This is a genomic window from Gimibacter soli (genome assembly GCF_028463845.1).
Lineage (GTDB): Bacteria > Pseudomonadota > Alphaproteobacteria > Sphingomonadales > Kordiimonadaceae > Gimibacter > Gimibacter soli.
The window spans coordinates 1,527,008-1,549,763 of sequence record NZ_CP116805.1 but is presented as its reverse complement, the minus strand read 5'-3'; the positions used below and the strand labels follow the sequence as shown (position 1 = coordinate 1,549,763).

Annotated in this window: 20 protein-coding genes; 8 read left to right on the top strand and 12 right to left on the bottom strand. The window is 57.2% G+C overall.

Features of this window, described 5'->3' with window-relative positions; translation table 11 throughout:
• Positions 1-846 (top strand): MogA/MoaB family molybdenum cofactor biosynthesis protein, encoded by an 846-nt coding sequence (locus PH603_RS07230; protein WP_289505380.1) that lies wholly within the window; start codon positions 1-3, stop codon positions 844-846.
• Positions 847-869: 23 nt separating this feature from the next.
• Complete coding sequence (gene ytfE / locus PH603_RS07225; protein ID WP_289505379.1) at positions 870-1,535, top strand: iron-sulfur cluster repair protein YtfE; 666 nt, start codon at positions 870-872, stop codon at positions 1,533-1,535.
• A gap of 75 nt (positions 1,536-1,610) precedes the next feature.
• Here ytfE and ubiV read toward each other — a convergent pair whose 3' ends face one another.
• From ubiV to ubiT, 3 genes are read right to left on the bottom strand one after another with little or no spacing between them, the layout of a single operon-like run.
• Positions 1,611-2,516, bottom strand: a complete 906-nt coding sequence (ubiV, locus tag PH603_RS07220; RefSeq protein ID WP_289505377.1) for a ubiquinone anaerobic biosynthesis protein UbiV — start codon at positions 2,514-2,516, stop codon at positions 1,611-1,613.
• The gene (ubiU, locus tag PH603_RS07215; RefSeq protein ID WP_289505376.1) at positions 2,507-3,490 is read right to left on the bottom strand and encodes a ubiquinone anaerobic biosynthesis protein UbiU; all 984 of its coding nucleotides are present in this window, start codon (positions 3,488-3,490) and stop codon (positions 2,507-2,509) included. The genes ubiV and ubiU overlap by 10 nt, the downstream gene beginning before the upstream one ends.
• On the bottom strand, positions 3,487-4,041 hold the full coding sequence (ubiT, locus tag PH603_RS07210) for a ubiquinone anaerobic biosynthesis accessory factor UbiT (RefSeq protein ID WP_289505375.1): 555 nt from the start codon (positions 4,039-4,041) through the stop codon (positions 3,487-3,489). Before ubiT ends, ubiU begins: the two co-directional genes overlap by 4 nt.
• Before the next feature lie 567 nt (positions 4,042-4,608).
• On the opposite strand from ubiT, the gene PH603_RS07205 reads away from it, so the two are divergent.
• Positions 4,609-5,196 carry a hypothetical protein gene (locus PH603_RS07205; RefSeq protein WP_289505374.1) on the top strand — a complete coding sequence of 196 codons (588 nt, stop codon included), beginning with the start codon at positions 4,609-4,611 and terminating at the stop codon, positions 5,194-5,196.
• 60 nt (positions 5,197-5,256) lie between these two features.
• On the opposite strand, the gene PH603_RS07200 is transcribed toward PH603_RS07205, so the two are convergent.
• From PH603_RS07200 to PH603_RS07190, 3 genes are read right to left on the bottom strand one after another with little or no spacing between them, the layout of a single operon-like run.
• Positions 5,257-5,892: an HNH endonuclease gene (locus PH603_RS07200; protein ID WP_289505373.1), complete on the bottom strand. Its 636-nt coding sequence runs from the start codon at positions 5,890-5,892 to the stop codon at positions 5,257-5,259.
• A gap of 3 nt (positions 5,893-5,895) precedes the next feature.
• Positions 5,896-6,588, bottom strand: coding sequence for a hypothetical protein (locus tag PH603_RS07195; RefSeq protein WP_289505372.1), 693 nt, complete (start codon positions 6,586-6,588; stop codon positions 5,896-5,898).
• Positions 6,589-6,597: 9 nt separating this feature from the next.
• Positions 6,598-6,957, bottom strand: a complete 360-nt coding sequence (locus tag PH603_RS07190; protein WP_289505371.1) for a metal-dependent hydrolase — start codon at positions 6,955-6,957, stop codon at positions 6,598-6,600.
• 301 nt (positions 6,958-7,258) lie between these two features.
• Between PH603_RS07190 and PH603_RS07185 the strand changes: the two genes are divergently transcribed.
• The 3 genes from PH603_RS07185 (at position 7,259) to PH603_RS07175 (ending at position 11,290) form a co-directional block, all read left to right on the top strand.
• Entirely contained in the window at positions 7,259-8,251 is a 993-nt protein-coding gene (locus PH603_RS07185; protein ID WP_289505370.1) for a helix-turn-helix transcriptional regulator, read from the top strand.
• Positions 8,252-8,501: 250 nt separating this feature from the next.
• On the top strand, positions 8,502-9,533 hold the full coding sequence (locus PH603_RS07180) for an SIR2 family protein (RefSeq protein WP_289505368.1): 1,032 nt from the start codon (positions 8,502-8,504) through the stop codon (positions 9,531-9,533).
• A gap of 8 nt (positions 9,534-9,541) precedes the next feature.
• Entirely contained in the window at positions 9,542-11,290 is a 1,749-nt protein-coding gene (locus tag PH603_RS07175; RefSeq protein ID WP_289505367.1) for an ATP-binding protein, read from the top strand.
• Positions 11,291-11,513: 223 nt separating this feature from the next.
• Here the strand turns inward: PH603_RS07175 and PH603_RS07170 are convergent, their stop codons facing one another.
• The 3 genes from PH603_RS07170 to PH603_RS07160 form a co-directional block, all read right to left on the bottom strand.
• The gene (locus tag PH603_RS07170) at positions 11,514-12,674 is read right to left on the bottom strand and encodes a tyrosine-type recombinase/integrase (RefSeq protein WP_289505366.1); all 1,161 of its coding nucleotides are present in this window, start codon (positions 12,672-12,674) and stop codon (positions 11,514-11,516) included.
• Between the two features lie 310 nt (positions 12,675-12,984).
• Positions 12,985-13,515, bottom strand: a complete 531-nt coding sequence (locus PH603_RS07165) for a hypothetical protein (RefSeq protein WP_289505364.1) — start codon at positions 13,513-13,515, stop codon at positions 12,985-12,987.
• A gap of 23 nt (positions 13,516-13,538) precedes the next feature.
• On the bottom strand, positions 13,539-13,871 hold the full coding sequence (locus PH603_RS07160; RefSeq protein WP_289505362.1) for a hypothetical protein: 333 nt from the start codon (positions 13,869-13,871) through the stop codon (positions 13,539-13,541).
• 150 nt (positions 13,872-14,021) lie between these two features.
• On the opposite strand from PH603_RS07160, the gene PH603_RS07155 reads away from it, so the two are divergent.
• Entirely contained in the window at positions 14,022-15,287 is a 1,266-nt protein-coding gene (locus tag PH603_RS07155; protein ID WP_289505361.1) for a DUF3422 domain-containing protein, read from the top strand.
• Positions 15,288-15,362: 75 nt separating this feature from the next.
• Here PH603_RS07155 and PH603_RS07150 read toward each other — a convergent pair whose 3' ends face one another.
• Together PH603_RS07150 and PH603_RS07145 are read right to left on the bottom strand one after the other, a co-directional pair.
• Positions 15,363-16,043 (bottom strand): PEPxxWA-CTERM sorting domain-containing protein, encoded by a 681-nt coding sequence (locus PH603_RS07150; protein ID WP_289505360.1) that lies wholly within the window; start codon positions 16,041-16,043, stop codon positions 15,363-15,365.
• A gap of 312 nt (positions 16,044-16,355) precedes the next feature.
• A complete protein-coding gene (locus PH603_RS07145; RefSeq protein WP_289505359.1) occupies positions 16,356-18,743 on the bottom strand; it encodes a patatin-like protein in 2,388 nt (795 codons plus the stop codon).
• Positions 18,744-18,887: 144 nt separating this feature from the next.
• On the opposite strand from PH603_RS07145, the gene PH603_RS07140 reads away from it, so the two are divergent.
• On the top strand, positions 18,888-20,129 hold the full coding sequence (locus PH603_RS07140) for an NAD(P)/FAD-dependent oxidoreductase (RefSeq protein ID WP_289505358.1): 1,242 nt from the start codon (positions 18,888-18,890) through the stop codon (positions 20,127-20,129).
• Here the strand turns inward: PH603_RS07140 and metH are convergent.
• A complete protein-coding gene (gene metH, locus PH603_RS07135; protein ID WP_289505357.1) occupies positions 20,126-22,753 on the bottom strand; it encodes a methionine synthase in 2,628 nt (875 codons plus the stop codon). The genes PH603_RS07140 and metH overlap by 4 nt on opposite strands.
• Between the last annotated feature and the right edge of the window lie 3 nt (positions 22,754-22,756).

Below are 22,756 nucleotides of genomic sequence, written 5' to 3'. Positions count from 1 at the left end.
GTGTCGAGTCTCAAACTCAGTGAATCGTCGCTTTGCCTCAAGATGTCGCGCGATGAGGCGCATGCCCTCCTGGCGCAGGGCACCCTCTACGAACGCTGCATTTTGCCAGGTGGCCATGTCGTGCCATGGTTCATCGAACTGAATGACCGTATTGAAGTCATTGAAGCCGATGGCCTGCAGTTCACCCTGCCCCGCCAAATGCTCGCCGACGAGATTGCAGAGCCGAGCCGGGACGGGCTGATCGCGACGGCAGGCGGGTTCCAGGTTCAGGTGCAAATCGATCTGCGCAAACCCAAGGCAGCAAACAAACGCAAGCAGGATGAGAATACTCCGCCGAGAATAGACTTGCCCCTCACCAGCCGCAAAGCCGCGGTGATCACCCTCAGCGACCGGGCCTCGCAAGGCATCTATGAGGACAAGTCCGGGAAGCTCCTGAAGGAAGGGTTGGAAGGGATGGGTGCCATCGTGGCTGACCATATCCTTATTCCCGACGAATCGGACGCGCTCGAAAAGGAAATTCTGACAAGGATCGGCCAGTTTGACCTGATCATGACGACCGGCGGTACCGGGCTTGCCCCGCGCGATATCACCCCGCAAACGCTTTCGGCCCTTGGCGGCCTGCCGGTGCCTGGCATCGGCGAGCTTCTGCGGGCAAGCGCTGCAACGCATGTACCAACCACATGGCTCAGCCGGTCTGTCGCCTATGTCTATGGCAGCACGCTTGTGATCGCCCTGCCTGGCAGCACCGGCGGCGTGAGGGACGGCCTTGCCGCCCTTGGCCCCGTCCTGCGGCACGCCCTGACCCATATCTCGGGGAATGCCAGCCATGCATCCCCTATCGATTGACCCATCCCCAAAGGAGCTCCCCCATGACCCTTCTCGATCAATCCCTTGGCACCCTTGCACAGGAAATTCCAGGCGCGACCGCCGTCTTCAACCGCTATGGCCTCAGCTTCTGCTGCGGCGGCAGCCACACACTTCTTGAGGCCGCGACCAAAGCTGGCATCAATCATGTCGCCCTCATGGACGAACTGATGGAGCTGCAGCATCCTGTGGATGAAGCATCGACGTGGGAAAGCGCGTCGACCGCCGATCTGGTCCAGCATATCCTCGGTCGGTATCATCTGGTACACCGCGCCCAACTGAAGGAACTGGTGCGGCTCGCCGACCGGGTCGAGCAGGTCCACGGTGACAAGCCGGAGGCACCGAACGGCCTTGCCGACCACCTGCGACTGATGACGGTCGAACTGGAAAGCCATATGCAGAAGGAGGAACAGATCCTGTTCCCCCTGCTGACGAGCGGGCAGGCGCAAATGGCCGCATGGCCCATCCGCGCCATGATGGCGGAGCATGAAGATCATGCCGGAGCGCTTGACGTGATCGACAGGCTGACGAACGGCCTGACACCCCCGGAAGGCGCCTGCAACACCTGGCGCGCCCTTTATAGCGGCCTTGCCACCTTCAAGGCCGATCTCGAAGCGCATATCGACCTTGAAAACAACGTCCTCTTTGCCCGCGCGCTTCGCGAAGCCTGACCCTGCAAGCCTCACCAGACAAAAAGGCGGTCGCCCGGCACCGGGGAGCCGCCTTTCCTGTATGCCATCAGGCCTTCAGGCCGGAATGTCAGCAAGTCCCGCCGCATCATGGAAAAATCCGTTGGCGAAAGAGGCCGCCGGCAGCAGGCAGGCCAATCGGGCGTTCGCTTCCTCGCCACTGACCCGGCCATTCAGACGGGCGCGATAAAGATCGGCAACTTTCACCATATCCGCCGTGTGCGGCGATAGCCGGAAACCGCCAATGCCTATGTCCTGAAGCAGCGGCAATTCGCCAAGCAGGTTCAGATAGCGGTGCGACAGTGTCTGCAAGCCATTGATCGCAAGGAACGACTGGTCATCGAGGGTATTGACCGTCAGGCCGTCCCTGTCCTGTTCACACACATACTGGCAGCCGCTTTTGGCCAGCCGGTGCGCGCGGGCGTGAAAACACCGCGCCGAAATGGCAAGCGGAATGCGCCCAAAGACCTGCACCTCAAGACGCGCCGTCGCGGCGGTCGCCAGCGCCCGGAGGCTCGCCTCCGGCAGTTCGGCATTCAGGCTGATGCGGACCGCCCCCTCCTTCTCGAAGAAACGAAGCGTTGCTTCGTTATAAACATTCACCGTAGGCCCAATGGCAAAGGACCGCCCACCAAGCAGGCTGCACGCGGCCATGTCATTGGCCTCGACCAGAAAATCGTCGGCCATCGCCACCATGTCGGCCACCGCCGCCATATCCTTGCGGTCCATGGCAAGTTGCAGGCTGGACAGGATCACCCGCTTTTCGCCCGTCTGCAGGCGGGTCACGATCTCCTCAAAATGCGGCGCAATGAATGGGCGGCGCTTGGCACATACGGCTTCGCCGAAATACACCACATCGACATCGGCTTCATCGGCGATACGGCAATAGAAATCCCGCACCTCGGCTGCCGGCCAGTTGAACAGAAGGGGCCCAAGGGAGAGGTCCGGTTTCGTCACATCCATTTCTTTGCATATGCTCCTGTCGTATTCTGCTGCCCTTCGGACAGGCCTTTCATATCCAGCGATACACGGGTGCCCTCGGCCGCAGCGTCGATGGCGCGCCGGAATTCGGAAACGACCTGTTTCACGTAGGCCTTGCTGCGCTGGCGCCCCTCGATCTTGAGCGCCGTCACGCCCGCTGCTGTCAGTTCTGGAAGGATCGCCGAGGTATCGAGGCTCGTCGGCTCCTCGAACAGATAGCCCGCCTCGCCGCCAGCGCTGAAACGCCCCTTGCACAGCGTCGGATAGCCCGCCTGCTCGCCCACCCCGAAACGGTTGATCGTGAAGCCGCCCAGCCGGCTCGCGAGGCTCGACCCTTCATCGACATAATCGACATGGCTGGCCGGCGAACAGACCCCGTTACGATTGGGCGACTTGCCAGTGACATAGGAAGAAAGCGTGCAGCGCCCCTCCGCCATCGGGCACATGCCCCCAAAGGCGAAAACTTCGGTTTCGATTTCTATCTCCTTGTTCAGGCGGGCAATATCGGCAACCGTCAGCACACGCGGCAACACCACACGCTGCACACCGAACCGCCGGGCATGGAAATTGATCGCCTCTGCATTCGAGGCTGATGCCTGGACGGAAAGGTGCAGCCTGAGATCGGGATAGGCTTCCCGCGCATAGTCAAGGAGGCCTATATCCGCAAGTATCAGAGCATCGACCTTCAACTCGCTTGCTGACCGGATGGCCGTCCGCCATGCCGCGTCATCGCCCGCGCGGGCATAGGTATTGACCGCCAGAAAGACCATTGCGCCGCGGGCATGGGCGTAGGCAAGTCCCTCAGCGAGTTCCTCGCGTGAAAAATTGAGACCAGGGAAGTTGCGCGCGTTGGTTTCGTCGCGAAAACCCATGTAAACGGCATCAGCCCCTGCATCGACCGCTGCCCTGAGGGCAGCCGGGGTACCGGCCGGGCAAACGAGTTCCAGTTTTTTCATCGGCCAACCCTCTCGCCCGGGGCCAGCCCAAAAGCGTGTCCTGTGTGCAGCAGCCTAGCCCACGTCCCGACGGCCTCGGTTGCGAGCCTGTCGACCAGGCCAGCGAAGGGCCCGAACAAGGTGACAATCTCGCTGCGCAGGTCAATATCCTCGCTGTCGAGTGCATTCCTGAGGGTTAAAAGCGCCTCGGTATCGCCCTCCACGCTGATATCGCGCGAGAAAAACAATGCGTCACCGTCAAGTTGCCCTTCCAACAGATGAAGGAGCGCCATAAAGGAGCCCCGCACACGAACATCCGCCGCAACATGTTCCCGGCGGACCGCTGTCACCGACACCGAGCCTGGACCGGTTTCCATGACGAAAGAAAGCCCGAGATCGGTGGCGGTGATAAGAAATCGCTTCCCGGTAACGGGCTCCAGACGGCGGATGACAGCCGGGTGACGGCGTGTCAAATGGCGGGAGAAGTGAACGAGAAATCGGTTCAACGGCAAAAGCGGCAAAGGGCTCAAAAGCCGCCGGGCCAAGGCGACCCCGGCACGTGTATCGGTCATGAATGGATGCTCCCTTGGATTGACGGGAGCAATCTAGCGAACGGCTCAGTATGACGTCTTGATGTCGGTCAAGCCTGGTCCGACTGCGGGAAAAACATGCCCTGGGTGGTCAACCTGCCGACTGGCCACCCCAAAAGCCGCAAAGGTCAACACTCATTGCTTCAACAATAATACGGCATGTTTCATGTCACGCTAGGAAGCAAGGGAACACAATTGAAACAACACAATAGAAATCAATAACTCATGGTCGTTAGCGCCGCTGCCCCGGCATCGAAGGCGGGCCTTCGTCAATCGCTTAGACCTTGGATAGCGCAAATCTGGCGCAGAGAAATTCGGACGTATAGCTTCTGCCAAGCTGTCGGCACCCATATCGCGCAGACAAAATATACTGTGATCAGGATCGTCTACTAGCGATACGGGCGTCGCGACTTCTGGGTACGCTAGGCAAACTTCCAAAACTGCCAAGAACCTATCGGCCTAACCTCCGCTAGGACACATCACGCAGCTTTAAGTTTTCAAAAGACCCACTACAATAGCATCAATCTGCTCCCACCTCAGGAGACTGAGATGCTTTTGCCGGATTTCAACGGATTGGGTCTATCTTGTTATTTTTCATACAATCGAGGCCGAGTTATAGACCTGCGATCCTGGCAACTCGCTGGGCCTGAAAGCTTATCTGGCCTAGCAATCATCGCACGCCCAGACATCGGCGATTCAAACTTTATGGCGCTTTTGCCAGCCACAAACGCCCGTGTGAATATCGGCGATCAGGTTACAGTATTGCGCGTCAGCAATTACCGACGCCAAAGAAGCTCAGTTGTGTTAATCGCCAATCACACTTTAGGTGAAGTTTGGACAAGTGAACCCTACCGCCAGCTCTTGCAGAAAATTGGTCGTGCCCAATGGGAGCGATGGTTGCAGGTCGCGCTGGCTGTAGTTTGCATACTTGCCCTCCTTTGCTTCTGGAGGGAGTGGCTTCCGTTGGCTGCGCAAATACCTATGGCAGTGATCATCATTGTTGCGCTAAGGGCGGCGACGTTAAAATTGATCGCCGCTAAAGAGCTCACGTCTGTCCGTTTCTTCGAACACATGGATCTACTTGCCAAGTGGATGGCAGATCGTTCTGGTGCCCATTTGCACCCACCATCGCGTTAACAATCAAGGCGTGTCTATCACGCCACACTAATATAGATACTGTGGGGCCGATGCAAAAAATCAAATAAACTCAAAGGCCCTACCATTTTCAATTAACTCAAAAACGACACTCTTTGCCTCATCAATAGAGGAATAGGTCTTTATTCCTTGGGTCGTATTGATTGATATTTTTAGCCCATTCAGCCCCTCGCTAATAACGATGTAAAGGGCGTCTTTTTTGAAAAAATACTGGTTATTAAGAGCCCTCCACTTACGAGAGCGGATAAAATTCTCTTTTCTTATAAATTTCTTTCGGAAATCAGATGCCACTGTGGTCGCTGTCAATTTGTCACAGCAGACAGTTCCAACAACCATGGGTTCCCAGTTGGGGTGATGAATATGGAATTCATACCTAAGTGCGGTGTTGCATAGGTCACATTTACCTGCGAGGTCCTCTAAGTCATTTTCGTAGAGGAAGTCCCATCCATGATTTGGCGGGATTATTCCATGATGCCTGGCATGGCACCCCTTGCATAAAACTTCGCAAGCGCCTTGGGGGTATTCCCAAGGTAGCTTCCCACTTCGATATTTTTTGTGATGGACTTGTAAAACGACATCCGGACCTGATCTGCCGCAATCGCTACATCTGTAGCCGTCTGCTTCCAGAATAGCTTCTCTGAAATCAGACCATTGTTGAGCTCTATAGAGGTTGCCCAAAGGTCAATCGCCTTCACTATGCCGTTGTCCATAACGCTCATGCCAGCGCTTCATGATGTTGGTCACGTGATGTTCAAACAGTGATTGTTCGTCACCCAAAAATGGCACGTCTGACACAGAAAAGCTTCTTCCGCGAAGTACGTCCAAGATGCGGACTTCCTCCAATTTGACGTGTGGCAGCGCCTTGTGAATTTGCCATAGCGCCACGCGAGCGGCTTCGTCGGACAGGGCCGGTTCTGCGCTGAAATAAGGGTAGATGTAACGATTGCTTTGCCCGACAATTTCGAGCGCAAGAATGTTATTCACTTTAAAGGACAAATCGGGACTGTTCAGATCAACCGTGCCTGTGGGGCTTTTGATGCGCTTGATCTCTTCGTTCATCCAGCGCCGCTTCTCCAGGCCCCATGACTTTAGCCCTGCTGCTAGTAGGGGGAAAAGACGCTTGCGTCGCGAGTTTGCTTTGATCAGTGCTGTGACAATCAGGTCAAAACCTTCGGCGTCATGTTCAAAAATACAATCTTTGAACCTCGCCCATAACTCACTATGAAAGTCTCCGCCGCCCCCACTGGATTTGTCAGTGACTTTACCTTTCTGGATATGATCTGCGACATCTGCATGGATATCCCGGCGAGCCAGCTTTTCGTCGGTGTAGGCGATTTTTATGATCTTACTTAAGCGCGCAGTGTGTAGGGACATAGTGCACTCCTACACTATGGGTAGGCTTTTAGGAGTGATGGAGTCGCGCAGCAGATGCGATGCGTAAGCAGCCCCCGTGACGAGCAGTGCCCATTTCAAAACCTTTTGATTGGTTGCTTCGGGCTCCCATTCCCAAAGCTTAACCATGCCTGCGCCCAAGACAGAGAGAAACAGCCACGAATGGAAGAATCCTCGATGGTTTGGGTGAATAGCTGGCTCAAGCAGATCGGGCAGGCGCGCTGCAACTTTGCCTAAGAATGCACCTGCTGCAAAATTTACAGCATATTGGTCCTTGGCATCATTATTCAATGCGGCGACGGTGCCGCCAGCAATAGCGCCGATAATTTCGTGTTCAACGCGGTTCGCCACTACTTTTCCTTCCTGACGCCCTTGAAAGGCGCTTTGCTGGATGTCTTTACGTCCATGAAGCGACCTGTCGACGTGTCGCGTTTAACATAGTGACCACTGGTCGTTTTGGTCTGTGATCGACCGCGAACTGCTCCGATGCGCCGTCCATCACCTTTTGGCGGGTTAGTAGCCATTTCCAATTCCTCCTCTGTTTCAGATTTTACGAGTCCATTGACCCGACCCTGAATCTAAATCAGGGGGGTGACAAAATTGGACGCGGGTATAAACTTTCGCCAAGGTTGTCTATTTTGGAGTGGTAAGCATGACTTCAGATAGGTTTGAAAAAGTGATGCGAACGTTGGATTTGGCCGTGACCTTGCAATTCCGGCATGTAGGCATGACAACCCGAGAAATTGCTGATCACATGGATGAAGATATCCGCACCACACAAAGACTTATGCGGAGCATGGAATATTATTTTCCGCAGTTGGACATCCAAACAGGCGATAATGGCGTGAAGAGGTACCGCATTCCCAATGGGACCTTTGACAAGTTGATTGGGTTTTCAATTGATGAGCTGATGGCCCTAGAAACAGCCGCACAAAAAATCGACCTAAAGGGCTATGAGGACGACGCCAAACTGGTTCGTTCATCAATTCGCAAGATCAAGGCATTGATGAAGCCTGATGAGAGGAACCGGATTAGCCCTGATCTTGAGTCATTATTGCAGGCAGAAGGATTGATTGCCTCGCCTGGGCCGCGCAGAGCGATACCAACCGAGCATGTGTCAACATTAAGGGAGGCCATCAAAGGGAGCAGCGTATGCGAGCTGTATTATACTAAGCGTGATGGCACCAAGCGATGTGAACGGGTTCACCCATACGGTTTCCTGTATGGGCATCGCCACTATTTGGTAGCCCACAATCCCGTTAGAGCTGATGGAAAGCTCCGAAAGATCATTTTGTCATCTATCGAGAAGGTACTTTTGACCGACGAAATGTTTGAAGTGCCCGAAGGTTTTTGTTTGCAGGAATATGCGCACCAATCTTTCGGGGTCTACTTCGATCAAGTTTATGATGTTGAATGGCGGTTTGACCCCGACGCGGCCTCAACCGCGAGGGACTATATTTTCCATCCCGATCAGACTGCCCAAGCGAACGACGACGGATCACTGACGATTAAATTCAAGGCTGCAGGCCTACAGGAGATGGCATGGCATTTAATCAGATGGGGCCGGCATGTAACTGTCATGAGCCCTCCTGAGCTTAAATCGTTGATCGAGAATCGTCAGATTGATTGGGACATCTTGCCCTAAAATTGGCGGCTCAGCTATTCTGTCCTGCATCAAAAGATATCAATATGGGGGGCTAAAGTTCCTAATTTGGGAGCTTTGAAAAGGGCTGTAATGCAGACAGCTTATTTCTCGATTGGCTTGGCTGCTGGAAACCTGAGTAGCTAGGTCACTCAATAATTTGCATAATACGCTTAATAGTAGAAATTTGAATCAATCTTACGGTAATGGCCGATCCTCATGAAGACCATCAGGGTAAAGGGAATGATCTATTGTGACAAATGAACCTTTGGATGTGGTGGCTAAAATTGCGCAAGATTGTTTCCAGCACTTTCCTGTGATTGTTCTTGGCAGTGGGGCATCGGTTTCTCACCAAATCCGTGGAATGGGGGCATTAGCCCAATACCTGCTTGATCACGTGCCACCTGAGGGCGACAAAGAGCTTGACGCATGGACCCTGATCAGGGGAGCACTCGCAAATGATATGGGGCTTGAGGAAGCCCTTCAGCAGACGGCAGCCCCAGCCTCTTTGGTCAAAAAAATTGTCAATTTCACATGGAAAGCCATCGCGAGCGATGACTTGTCAGTATTGCGGCGGGCAGCCTCGGGGGAAGAAGCGCTTCCTCTTGCGGCATTGATACAAGGCCTGTTCAGGTCCACGAATCCCACCTTGAACATTGTGACACCAAATTATGATCGGGTTGCGGAATATGCCTCGGACATGGCCGGGGTGGTGCATAATACCGGGTTTATTCCCGGTTTTATCCGTCAAAGGGAAGGCGCAGACAAAATTCTGGTCAGGCGCGGGAATGCTCCGGCGCGGACGGTTCGGATATGGAAGGTTCATGGCTCACTGGATTGGTTTCAAGACCCTCAGGGCAGGGTCTTGTCGTTGCCTCTGTCTAGTGAAATTCCGCAGGGGTTTAGTCCGGTAATTGTGACGCCGGGGGTCAGCAAATATGAGCGCACCCACGAAGAACCCTTCCGGTCTGCCTTGCAAGGTGCCGACGAAGCGCTCGGTGCGGCTTCAGCTTTTCTGTGTGTTGGTTATGGCTTTCGTGATGCCCACATTCAGCCCAAGCTTGTCGAGCGGTGTCGCCAAAGGAATGTCCCGATCGTCATTCTTGCCAAAGTGCTGACGGATGAGGCGAAAGAATTCTTGGCGAAGAGTGCGGGTACTTCCTATCTCGCCATGGAAGAGTGCGAGGGTGGAACAAGGGCATATTCGCACGCATTCAAGGACGGCGTGATCTTGCCCGATGTCACGCTATGGTCTTTCGAAAAATTCAACGAACTGGTTCTGTGAGGCATGGCATGACGATTCTTGATTATCAGGATAATGACGCTCTTGGAAAAATCATCGCGGTCGATAGCGCGGTTGTTGTTGTGAGGGTTGATGAACTGGAACGCTTGAAGCGTGTACAGGTCAACCGTCTTGTCGCCCTACAAAGTAGCAAGGCCGGTCAGCATTTGATCGGAGTTGTCTCGCGGATTACCAGAAAAGCACCAGACGGGGGTGTTGATCCGACAACGGACGAATCTGAAGACGTTATCTTGCCGGAAAACAATCTGGTCAGGGTGTCGCTGATTGGGACGTTGATTGATCGTCTGGGGCAAGCCCAGAATGTTTTTCGCCGTACTTTGGAGACGGTACCCGAGATCGATGCAAATTGCTTTGCCTTGGAGGGCGAGCGCCTCACCAACTTTATGCAGGTCATTTCCAACGTGACGGGCGATGGCCCACAGTTGGAACTTGGTAGATACACTTTGGACGAGGATGCAACCGCCTATCTCAATGGGAACAGGCTGTTTCAACGCCATGCGGTTGTTGTAGGCAGTACCGGTTCAGGCAAATCATGGACGACAGCCAGATTGTTGGATCAGGTGGCTGTACTCAAACAAGCGAACGCCATCCTGTTCGATGTCCACGGAGAGTATAAAACGCTTCAGGGAGACGAGTTCCGGCATTTCAGAATTGCTGGGCCGGGCGATCTTGATGGGGGCAACGCCCTAGATACGGGCGTGTTGTACCTGCCATATTGGCTCCTCGGATATGAGGCGATGGTTTCGCTGTTCGTGGACCGCTCTGATCAAAATGCACCCAATCAAGCAATGGTCATGTCCCGGTGTATCACTGATGCCAAACGCACTTATCTTACAGCTGGTGGGCATCATGAAATCTTGGAGAATTTCACCGTTGATAGTCCCGTTCCATTCAGTATCGATGAGGTGGTGGAGGAGCTGAATCGGCTTGACACTGAGCGTGTACCAGGCGCTAAAGCTGGCACCGACAAGGCGGGGGATTTCAATGGGAAACTCAGCCGCTTGATTGCCCGCTTTGAGTCGAAGCGTTTGGATCGTCGGCTTGGTTTCCTGTTCCAACCGCATGCTGAATGCATGGAAATGGCATGGCTCCCGAGGATGACCCACCAACTGATCGGTGGGCGGGGATCGCAAACGGATGGAAAGGGTGGCATTAAAGTAATCGATTTTTCTGAGGTGCCCTCGGACATCCTGCCGCTCATGGTGAGCCTTCTGGCGCGCCTTATTTTCACGGTCATGCAATGGACAGATGTTGATAAGCGGCATCCGGTCGCTTTGTTCTGTGACGAGGCGCATCTGTATATCCCTGAGCGAGGTAAAAAGGACGGAGTCGACGAGATTTCGGTTGGGATTTTTGAACGTATTGCAAAAGAGGGCCGAAAATATGGTGTTGGATTGGCCGTTATCAGCCAGCGCCCATCCGAGGTTAACCGGACTGTTCTGAGCCAGTGCAACAACGTTATCGCCATGCGCTTGACCAACGGAGAGGACCAATCGGTCATTAAGCGGCTACTCCCCGACAGCCTTGGCGGATTTGGTGATTTATTGCCGGTTCTCGATGTAGGCGAAGCCCTTGTTGTGGGGGATGCAAGCCTCTTGCCCACGCGGGTGCGTGTATACGAACCCAGATTCAAACCGAACAGTGCTACCGTAGAATTCTGGGATCGGTGGAATGAGAACGAGCCAGTTTCTGATACTGACCGTGCAGTTCAATCCTGGCGTAAGCAGAGTGCGCAATAAGATATCCGCCGCCTAGATGGCCGAACTTTCATGAGCCACGCCAGTTATCTCCGAAGGGCTGACAGTGAAAAGCCGCCTTGGAGGTTCTTTGAACCTCAATTCCAAGGACCTGTGCGAAGTCTTCCACATGAACCTTAGAACCACTTCCTTCGCGACCAAAGGGGCGGGCCGCATAGGCGCTTTCTGCAGATCACTAAACACTTCTGGTCACGCTCCCATCTCGCTAAATCATCCCTCCAATCCGATCGGACACCTTCTCTGTCGCGTCCTTAAGTGTATTAACCGCAAGATGCGCATAAACCGCTGTCGACTGCACTGATCGATGCCCAAGCAGTGCCCCGATCACCGGCAATGATGCCCCTTCGGCAATCGCCTGGCTCGCAAAAGTGTGGCGCAGGTCGTGGATACGTACATCCTCCAGCTTTGCGTCCGCACGTACGCGCCGCCAGGCTTTGTGGAGATTGATATAGGGCTGCCCTGCCCGCACACCGACGATCACATAGGGATTGCCTGACACTTTGGTCAGCCCCTCCAGAATGCGGCGGCTGGTGGCGTTGAGTGGGATGACCTTGGCGCCTTTGCTGCTCGTCTTGTGCTCATCGAGAAGGATGATGCCACGGTCGAGGTGAACATCTTCCCACTTCAAGGTTCGGATCTCGTCGTGACGGGCGCCGGTTGCCACGAGCAGGCGAAATGCGGCGGCCACGTATGGCGAAATGTCCTCCGCCTCTTCGAGTTTCTGGATCGATTTACCCAAGCGCTTGATCTCATCTTGCACAAGGAAACGCTGCTTCGGCTTCTCGGGATAGCCTTTGACCCGCTTTACCGGATTTTGCCCTTCATCCAGCACACCCCATTCGATGGCGCGATTGAAGATGCTGGAGAGGACGGAGAGGGCCAGGTTGGCCATCCGGGGGATTTCGGCCATCGAGGTATGCAAAGCAGCGATATCCGCGCGGGTGATCGAGGCGAGTGGCTTTGTGCCGAACGCCGGTACCAGATGGCGGTCGATCATGGTTTCATAATTGCGGACGGTGTGTGGTTTGCAGCGGGTCGCGCAATGCTCCTTCAGGAAGCGCTTGGTCATATCATCGAAGCGGACGGCGCTTCGCTTCTCGACCACCTCCTCTCGCGGGTCCGCACCGTTCGCAACACGGCCGAGGAGCGCCTTGGCCTTCTTGCGAGCTTCATCGAGCGTCAGGACGCCGTCCCGACCGACCGTCGCACGACGGCTTTGGCCATTCTCGTTGCGATACTGAATGAGGTAGGATTTTACACCCGTCGGCTTGATCCGGACGCCGAAGCCCTGCAGAGTATCGTCCCAAAGGAAGATGTCCTTATCGGTCGCCTCAATGGCCTTCAGGGTCGCCTTGGTGAGCTTCATGGGGTGGTCTCCGGGTAAGCAATAGGTAAGCAGCGTGGCTCAATTTCGCGCTACCAAGGGAAACACCCATCAACCAAGGAGTCAATATAACCAATTGATATTATTGGTGAATATCAACATACCGCAACATAGAACATCATCCGACAACATTACTTTTTCTTCTTTGTAATCATCAGGTCGCGGGTTCGATCCCTGCAGCCGGCACCATTTAAATCCCTGAAATCAGAATGTTGGATGTGCTGCGACTGTGGCATGCTGCCGCTTGTGGTTTTCGCGGAAGCACGAAGGAAGCAGTTGGGGACATGTTTTTTCAGACCGCTCTGATTTCTTTAACGAAGCCATACGCCTCTCCACTCAAAACTTCCCGAACCTGTTCATCGCTCCATTCATTCACATGCGAAGCATCAAGGATAAAATTGCGCCACGAAGAGTTCAGTAGCGGCGAGGATTGCGAATAGAGGGCTTTCAGTCGCAACATCGTCTGGTCTATCCGTTCTTTGGTCACGTGGCGGGAGAAGACATAGTCTAAAAGCTCAAGCGCATAGGACGAAAGCATCTGCTCAGCAACCCAAGCGATATCGTCAAGAACGATCCAGAATTCCTCGTCAGTGATGGCATTTGTCCGCCTCAGGTAGGCCGCCATGTAATCGACGATATCCTGATCGACAGTTTCCTCGCCTCCGAACCCATCGCCCAAAAGATATGCCCGGTTCAAAGAACGAATTTCTTCGAGCGGGCGAGACAGCTTGACCATTTGCGGACGAACCCATTGATCAACCTCAAGGTCAAAAGCCTTCTGACCGAGTGAAATTGCGTCAACAACATGCTTGGTGATTTTCATCCGCGCCACTCTTTAGCAGGTAGCTACTTGTAGGCAGCGACTGTCGCATCGCCACTTTCATCGAACGTAATAATTACAACTCCCCCCATCGACATAGGAATGAATGTTGACATCGTGCGGGTAGTTTCGTTCCAAGCCAAATACGAATCCTTCTGTAGCGCCTCTGGGTATTTTTCAGACAAGAGGTCATAGGACTTTTTCCAGAAAATTGCGTCCGTGGCCTTGATAACGACTTCCTTCTGCTTGTTTTCCAGAATCTGGATTTCTGCTAGCTCGTCGATGCAATATGGATCCCAATCCAAGAACAAGCCCACCAGCAAAATGGCAGACACTAGCCAGCCCGATATCTTAAGCATACGCGCCCTCCCAAAAGTCCAATTACACGGAGTGAATAAGGAAACACCCGAGCGAAAAATGCAACCGTGAGCTTCCCCAACAATCCCCTAGCTCGCCTTAATTCCAGCCACTAGGATAGCCCTGATCCTTTCACTGGCAGGGCGGCGGATATGGGTGATCTGGTGGATAGCGTTGATCTCTTGTCCCTCAACGCGGAATGGCATGCGCGGCCGGGGATGCAGCTGGCGAAGGGCTGCCGGGTGGTGCATATCGTCACCCCGCGCGGGCGGCGAATTCTGGAAGGGATCGGCATCCCGCCGGACGCCGGCTTCACAGCCGCCGAGGCCCGCCACCATATCGCTGCCACCCCCGCCTTTTCGGTGAAGTGGGAAGGCCATACCGAGGTTTCGAATTATACCTTCGCGGTACCTGCCGAGGCTGATCAGGCGGCCTTCACCGCCCCCGCGCTCGGCTTCCTGCCGGCGACAGCCGCCGAGGCTGTCCTTGCCGCCCGGCAACTCGGCGTCAGGGTCGATTTTGTGGCGGCAGGGGCGGATGTGGAAGCGGGCGGCTACCATGCGGCACGGCAGCAGTTCGGCGAGGTGCCCCTTTATGGCGGGCTGATGACCGATGGCAACGCCGCCGTCTGGGCCGATTTCCGCCCCGACGCGGAGGGCTTCCTGCGCTTTCTGGTGATCGATATCAGCCTCACCGAGCCGCGCATGTCGCGCCTTGCGCAGCGGCTTCTGGATATCGAGACCTATCGTTTCCTCGCCGCTGCCGCCCTACCCGTCGCCCGCCGCACCATGGAACGGCTGGACGCGCTGGAACCGCAACTGGACCGCCTGATGGCGGACCTGCGCAGCCGCGCAGGGAACGAACTGGAGCCCCTCTTGCGGCAGATCACCCATCTGGCTGCCGAGGGTGAGGAACTGGTGTCCTCCACCGCCTATCGCTTCGCCGCCGCCCGCGCCTATGAGGATATCGTGGCGCGGCGGCTGGCAGATGTGCGCGAAGAGGTGGTGCCGGGCTACCAGCGCATCACCACCTTCCTCAACAAATCCTTTCGGCCCGCCATGCGCACCTGCGAGGCGGCAGCGGTGCGCGCCGACGGCTTCACGGGGCGGGTGTCCCGTGCCGTCAATCTTCTGAACACCATGGTGGATATGGAGCAGAAACGGCAGAACCAGGCGATCCTGCAATCGATGGAAAAGCAGGCCGCCACGCAGGTCCGCCTGCAGCAAGCGGTGGAGGGCTTTTCGGTCTTCGCGATTGCCTATTATGCCGTTTCGCTGTTCGGCTACATGCTGAAGGCGCTGAAAGGCATGGGGCTGCCCGTGCCCGTGGAGGCCGCAACCGGCGTGATCGTGCCTGTTGCCATCGTCTTCACCGCGCTATCGGTGCGCCATATCAAGCGGCGCATGCACGGCGAGTGACAAGCCCCGGAAAAGCAGAAGGGCGGCACCTGTCAGGATACCGCCCTTTGCGAAGTCGTGGCAGCTTCTTAGCCCTTAGGCCATCGAAACGCCGGTGCGGCGGCGCGAAGCCATGCCGACGAGGCCGAAGCCCATGATCATCATCAGCCAGGTGGCGGGCTCGGGGATTGCCGAGGTCACGTTCATGGCATACTGCATGCCGAACACGTCGCCGCCCGTCTGGAAGCTGTAGATATCAAGGGTGTAGTTGCCGGCTTCGAGGCCCGAGAAGGACCACGAGCCCATGTCGCCTTCAACGCAACCGACCGGGTTGCCAAGGCCGCCACCGGCGCAGGGGTTGATCTGGCCGGCGAAGGCCGGGAAATCAAGTACAGCGCCATTGAGGCCGGTGATGCGTACAAGCGCGGTATCGTCAGCCAGTACCCAGAGGTTCAGGTCGCCAGTGCCGCCCACCGAGAAGGTGTTCGAGAACAGCATCGTATAGTTGCTGTCGTCACGCGGGCCGCCAAGGCTCGGCAGGACGCTGCCACCGATGCCGGTGTTGGCGAACGAGATCCAGTCGGCAGTGTTTGCTGCAAGGCCGGCATTGTCGCTGACATCGCCCCAAACGCCGTGCGGGGTGATCGATACGCAAGCACCACCGTTACAGGTGCCGTTGCCGTCGCCCGAATAATAGGTGGTGGCGGCTTCTGCGCTGGTCAGGCCTGCGGTTGCAAATACGGCACCGGTCAGCGCTGCTTTAAGGTTGAAGTTCATTGTCTCTCTCCTGTCATCCGGTGCGCCCTCTCCCTGAGGTCACGCTCATCAGATTATGTTCAGGCTTGGGACTTGATACTGGCCCGGCGCGACAGCCTTTAAGACGCGGGGCTTGGTTAACGGTTCGTTTGCCACGATTTTCATTAAAATCCAAAACAATGTGGCCAAAACCCGACGCGCAGCTGGCAATTTCCGGGCCACTCGGGCGAGGTTGTTTCAATTTGGGGCAATAGGCGAAATAATCCATCGGCTTATGTCCCGCATCGGGACAACCGCGGATTTTGGCAGAAATGAAGAAATTGCCGGTTCGAATCAGCCGTTGGCGCCAAATTTGTCCATCAGGTCCAAAATCATGTCCCGGCTGTTCGGCAGATGCTCGACCTCGGCCCGGAGGATGGCGGTGAACAATCGTTGCCGCCACATGTCGGGGTCAGTGTGCGGCATGTCGCCCGCTGCATCGAAGATCAGGTCCACCAGCCGCGAGGCTGCGTGGAGCCGTCCCCAGAGATAATCATTCTCGCGCGCCGTGCGGCTGAAGAAGGCCCCGAAGCTGTGCAGCTGGGTGCCCTTCAGGGGGGTCGGGAAGTGATGGCCAAGGAGCGTCATACAGTCGCGCGGGGAAATACGGTCCACCTTGATCCGCTCCATCTCCGCCACATCGGTATTGCCGGTGACCGGCAGGAGCAGCGCGTCATGGAAGGAAAAGCCCACATAGGCGCGGATGATATCGTGGCGCAGCGCATCCTGCTCGAACCCGTTGACGACATCGATCAGCTCGGCATCGAAATCAAGGTCGATATCCTCAAGCGCCATGCATTCCTGCACCGCTGCCACTGCCTTGCCGATGGCGTCGGGTGTCATGCCGGTGGCTGCGGCACTGATCTTGGTGCAGGCCTCGGCATAGTGATCGGCGGTCCAGCGTGCTTCCAAGGCCTCGATATGATCATAGATCAGCCGCTTCAGCTGGCGCAGCACCTGATAGGCTGCCTCGTCAGTGCCGCCATTGCCGACACCGTCCATCCGCCACATATGCCGGTTCACCTTCCGCACCAGATAACGCAGGCGGCGGATACGATAGTCGACGTCCGTTGTCCGGAAGAAGCCGATCTGGGCCATCTGGCGCGTCTCGATCGGGCAGGTATCGTCGCCCGAGATCGCCACGATCCCCTGCTCCTCCGCCCAGCGGCGCACGGCTTCGCGCATCAGCCGGCGCGCGCTGGCGGGTGCCGCGGCACTCGCCGTCAGCCGGTGCAGCAGCAAGGGCAGCCGCTCCAGTATCTGCGAGGCCTTCACCTGCATATAGGCGCGGTAAGCGATGCCAGCCTCGCGGTGGGTCAGCTCGTGCGCCTGCTCCCGCCAGGAGGCGAGCATGGCGCTATCGAGCTTTTTGCCTGGCTGGAAATAGATGGCTTTCTCGATCAGGCAGCCAACTTCGGTTTCAATTGCGCCTGTCAGCGTCTCGAACTGGCGGACGCGGGCGTTGTGGTCGGCGATATCCGAAAGGTCATCGAAGATCGGCTCGTTGCGCGGGATTTCGGCGATGCTTGCGAGGATGGTGCGCACAAAGCCCGGTGCCCTGCCCGCCTTTTCCTCCGACCACGCGGTGCGATCGGGGTTCGGGTCCACGAAAATCAGGCGGCGGTCAACCGGCCGGTGGGCCGACCGGCTGCCGATGGCCTTGATTGCGGCAGCAAAGGGCTTGTTGTTCGTCACCCCGCCATCGATGAAATACATCTCCTGCAGGGCTTCCCGGTCCTCCAGATAGGTGGCGAAGTTGCGGGTGAGGAACACTTCCTCCATCGGCCACGGGATCTTGCGGCGGGTGATGTGCGCCTTGAGATCGGCAAGGCTGACAGGCGGAAAGGCGCCGGGGAAAGATGACGTGCCCCGCGCCGCGAAGCCAAGGCCCACGGCGTTCGCATCCTGAAAGTCCGACCGGGTAACGCCAGCGGTCGTGGACCGGTGGCTGAAATGCAGGGTCAGCTGGTGCTGGGGTTCGTAAATCTCCTTGGGGTCATGGAGTTCCACAATCCGGCGCTGCCCGCCGAAGTTGGTGAGGCTGACAAAGAGATCGAGCGAGTGGCCGGGCGGCATCAGCGTGCCCGCCTTGCCGCTTTCGCCCATATTGAGGCAGGCATCGATCATCCAGGTCAGCATATGCTCGCCCGAGAAGGGCGGCTCGAACCAGCGCGACCGCACGAAGCGCGACAGCTTGCGGCGGATTTCGGGGTCGCCCGCGCGCCCGAACATGCGGCGGCTGTACATCCACATGAAAGGGCGCATGTAAAACTTGCTCAGCACATCGGCGAGCGTGTCTTCCTCCATCAGCTCTTCAATGTCGCCAAGGTTCAGCCACATGTCGCGCAAGGGGGCAAAGGAAAGATCGTGGGCGATGGCGCGGGCGAGGAAGATGCCGTTGATGCCACCGGCGGAAGCGCCGGAGATCACATCGACGACGACCCGAAGTTTCACCTTGCCGGACACGACCCGAAGGAGATCGAACCAGACGGCTTCGGTATCCATCGTTTCGGGGCGTACAAGACCCGAGGCCTCGGCGCTCGTGGGCGGCGGCGTGCTGGCATGGAAGGCGCGCGAGGCCCGAACAAGCTTCAGGATCTCGGCGCTGATCCCGTTCATATAGACGGCCAGAGACGCGCCGCCGAAACATACGAGCGCCAGTCTCAGTTCAAGTTCACGCATGGATAACCTCACCTGCCCTGACCCGAGTTTGCCACGTTCGGCGAAAATGTAAAAGAGTCAGAGTGTTAACTTTAAGTGATCAGCCCCTTGGCAAAGGCCAAACCGCGGGCGATATTCAGGAGGCAACCGTGACAAGAGGGCAGTATGACGAAACCGGACCAAAGCTTTGACGTGCTGATTGTCGGCGCCGGCCAGGCTGGCGGAAACGCGGCAATCGCGCTGAGGCAAGCCGGTTTTGAAGGCAGTATCGCGCTCGCGGGCGAGGAACCCGATGCGCCGTACGAACGCCCGCCCTTGTCGAAGGAATATCTTTCGGGCGAGAAACCGGCCGAACGGCTGGCCCTGCGCCCCTTGCACTTCTGGGCCGACAAGGGCGTGGAACTGAAGCTTGGCCACGCCATCACACAGGTGGACGCCGAGGCCAGAACCGCAACCGACAATCTGGGCCACACCTATGGCTGGCGGCACCTTATCTGGGCCACCGGCGGCAGCCCCCGCCCGTTGTCGGTCAAAGGCGCCGAGCTCGACGGTATCCATTCGATCCGCAACCGCGCCGATGTGGACGCCCTGAAGGTGGAACTGCCGGTTGCCGAACGGATCGCGGTGATCGGCGGCGGTTATATCGGGCTTGAAGCCGCAGCGGTGCTGACCAAGCTTGGCAAGAAGGTCACCGTGCTTGAAGCGATGGACCGCGTGCTTGCCCGCGTGACCGCCGAACCCGTTTCCAGATTTTTTGAAGACCTGCACCGCGGCCACGGGGTCGATGTCCGCCTTGGCGTGACGGTCGATCATCTTGTCGGCACCAACAAGGGTGCGATTTCGGGTGTGATGCTAAAGGACGGCACCCAGATCGACTGCGAACTGGTGATTGTCGGCATCGGCATCCTGCCCGCTGTGGCGCCGCTCGCCAAAGCCGGTGCCAAGGTTGGCAACGGGGTCGAGGTTGACGCGTTTTGCCGCACCTCGCTTGAAGGCGTCTATGCCATCGGCGACTGCGCGGCGCACGAGAACGCCTTCGCAGACGGCGCCTGTATCCGGCTTGAATCCGTCCAGAATGCCAACGATCAGGCCCGTGTGGTGGCCGCTGCCATCACCGGCAATGCGGCGCCTTATCATGCGGTGCCCTGGTTCTGGTCCAACCAGTATGACCTGCGCCTGCAAACCGTGGGGCTATCGACGGGTTACGACGCCACAGTCCTGCGCGGCGATGTGGCGGCGCGTACCTTCAGCCTCATTTACCTGAAGGAAGGCCGCGTGATCGCTCTCGATTGCGTCGGTGCCGTGAAGGATTATGTGCAGGGCCGCGCGCTTGTCGAGAAGGGCGTGAAAGCCGATCCCGCCAAGCTTGCAGATATCTCGATCCTTCTGAAGGACCTCGCGGTTTAGTCCGCGAGGTTAGGCCTTAGGAAGCGCTTCGCCTCGTCGATGCTGATACCGCGGCGTTCTGCGTAATCCGCCACCTGATCCTCGCCGATCTTGCCAACACCAAAGTAACGCGCTTCCGGATGGGCGAAATAATAGCCCGACACGGCAGCCGTCGGCACCATCGCGAAGCTTTCGGTCAGCACAATGCCGGCCTTTTCGGTCGCGTCCAGCAGGCGGAACAGTTCGGGCTTTGCCGAATGGTCCGGGCAAGCGGGATAACCGGGCGCCGGGCGGATACCCTGATAGCGTTCCTTGATCAGGTCTTCATTGGCGAGGGCTTCATCCGGCGCATAGGCCCAGAATTCCTTCCGCACACGTTCATGCAGGCGCTCGGCAAAGGCTTCGGCCAGACGGTCGGCAATCGCTTTCAGCATGATGTCCGAATAGTCATCGTGCGCGGCCTTGAAGCGCGCCAGATGCGGTTCGATCCCGTGACCTGCCGTCACGGCAAAACCGCCGACCCAATCGGGCTTGGTGCCGATGGGCGCCACAAAGTCCGACAGGCAATCGTTGGCGCGCCCTGCCCGCTTCTCCACCTGCTGGCGCAGGCAATAGATACGGGAAAGCTCTTCGTCCCTGTTGTCACCGGTATAGAGAACGATATCGTCGCCCTCGGCTGCCGCCGGCCAGAAGCCGACCACGCCTTTCGCCGTCAGCCACTTTTCGGCAATCACCTGCTTGAGCATCGCCTGCGCGTCGGCAAACAGCGACCGTGCGCTTTCGCCCACCACCGCATCATCAAGAATGGCCGGGTAATTGCCGGCGAGTTCCCAGGTGCGGAAGAAGGGCGTCCAGTCGATCCGCTCGACAAGGTCTTCGAGCGGATAATCGTCAAACACCTTCACGCCGGTGAAGGTGGGCCGCACAGGGGTGAAGCCCTCGAAATCGGGCATCGCCTTGTTTTCGCGGGCAGCATCCAGCGTCACCAGCCGGTCAGCCTTCGGGGCGGCAGCGCGCTTCACACGGATATCTTCATATTCCGCCGCCGTCTTCTCGACGAACGGCGCCTTCAGGTCCACCGACATCAAGGTCGATGCCACACCAACCGCGCGGGAAGCATCCAGCACATGGACAAGCGGCCCTGAATAATTGGGCTCGATCTTCACTGCCGTATGCACACGGCTGGTGGTCGCCCCGCCGATCAGCAACGGGATTTTCATGCCCGCGCGCTCCATTTCGGCCGCGACCGTGCACATTTCGTCAAGGCTCGGCGTGATCAGGCCCGACAGGCCGATCATGTCGGCGTCGCTATCGTTCGCAGCCTTCAGGATATCCGCCCACGGCACCATGACGCCCAGGTCGATCACCTCGAAATTGTTACATTGCAACACCACGCCGACGATATTCTTGCCGATATCGTGCACGTCGCCCTTCACGGTCGCCATCACGATGCGGCCCTTGGCCTTGGAGCCCTCCTGCTTCTCGGCCTCGATAAACGGCTGGAGATAGGCAACCGACTGTTTCATCACACGGGCTGATTTCACCACCTGCGGCAGGAACATCTGGCCGGAGCCGAAAAGGTCGCCGACCACATTCATCCCGTCCATCAGGGGGCCTTCGATCACCTGAATGGGCGCCGAGGCTTCCTGACGGGCTTCTTCGGTATCTTCCTCGATATAGTCGCTGATGCCTTTGACGAGGGCATATTCGAGCCGCTTGGCAACCGGGGCTTCACGCCACGAAAGGTCAGCCTTCTGCGCCTTCACGCCGTCGCCCTTATAGTCGCCCGCGATATCAAGCAGCCGTTCGGTCGCGTCAGGCCGGCGGTTCAGGATCACATCCTCCACCCGCTCGCGAAGCTCCGCCGGGATATCAGCATAAACCGCCAGCTGGCCGGCATTCACGATGCCCATGTCCATGCCAGCGCGGATGGCGTGATAGAGGAACACGCTGTGCATGGCTTCCCGCACCGGATCGTTCCCCCGGAACGAAAACGACACGTTCGAAACCCCGCCCGAAATCTTGGCATAGGGCAGATGGGTCTTGATCAGCCGGGTCGCCTCGATGAAGTCGACGCCGTAATTATTGTGTTCCTCGATCCCCGTCGCCACGGCGAAGATATTGGGATCGAAGATGATATCCTCTGGCGGGAAACCGATGCCGGTGAGCAGTTCGTAGCTGCGTTTGCAGATATTAAACTTGCGCTCCACCGTGTCGGCCTGCCCCTTTTCGTCAAATGCCATCACGACGACGGCGGCGCCGTAGCGCATCACGCGCCGCGCCTGCGCGAGGAAGGGCTCCTCGCCTTCCTTCAGGCTGATCGAGTTGACGACCGCCTTGCCCTGTACGCATTTGAGGCCGGCTTCGATCACATGCCATTTGGAGCTGTCGATCATCACCGGCACCCGCGCGATATCGGGCTCAGCAGCGATCAGCTTCAGGAATTTGGGCATTGCCGTTTCGGCATCCAGCATCGCATCGTCGAAGTTGATGTCGATGATCTGGGCGCCGCCCTCCACCTGTTGGCGGGCGATGGCAACGGCCTCGTCATACTTCTCTTCGAAGATGAGCTTCTTGAACTTGGCGGAACCCGCAACGTTGGTGCGTTCGCCGATATTGATGAATTGTGCGGTCGGGCGCGTCATGGC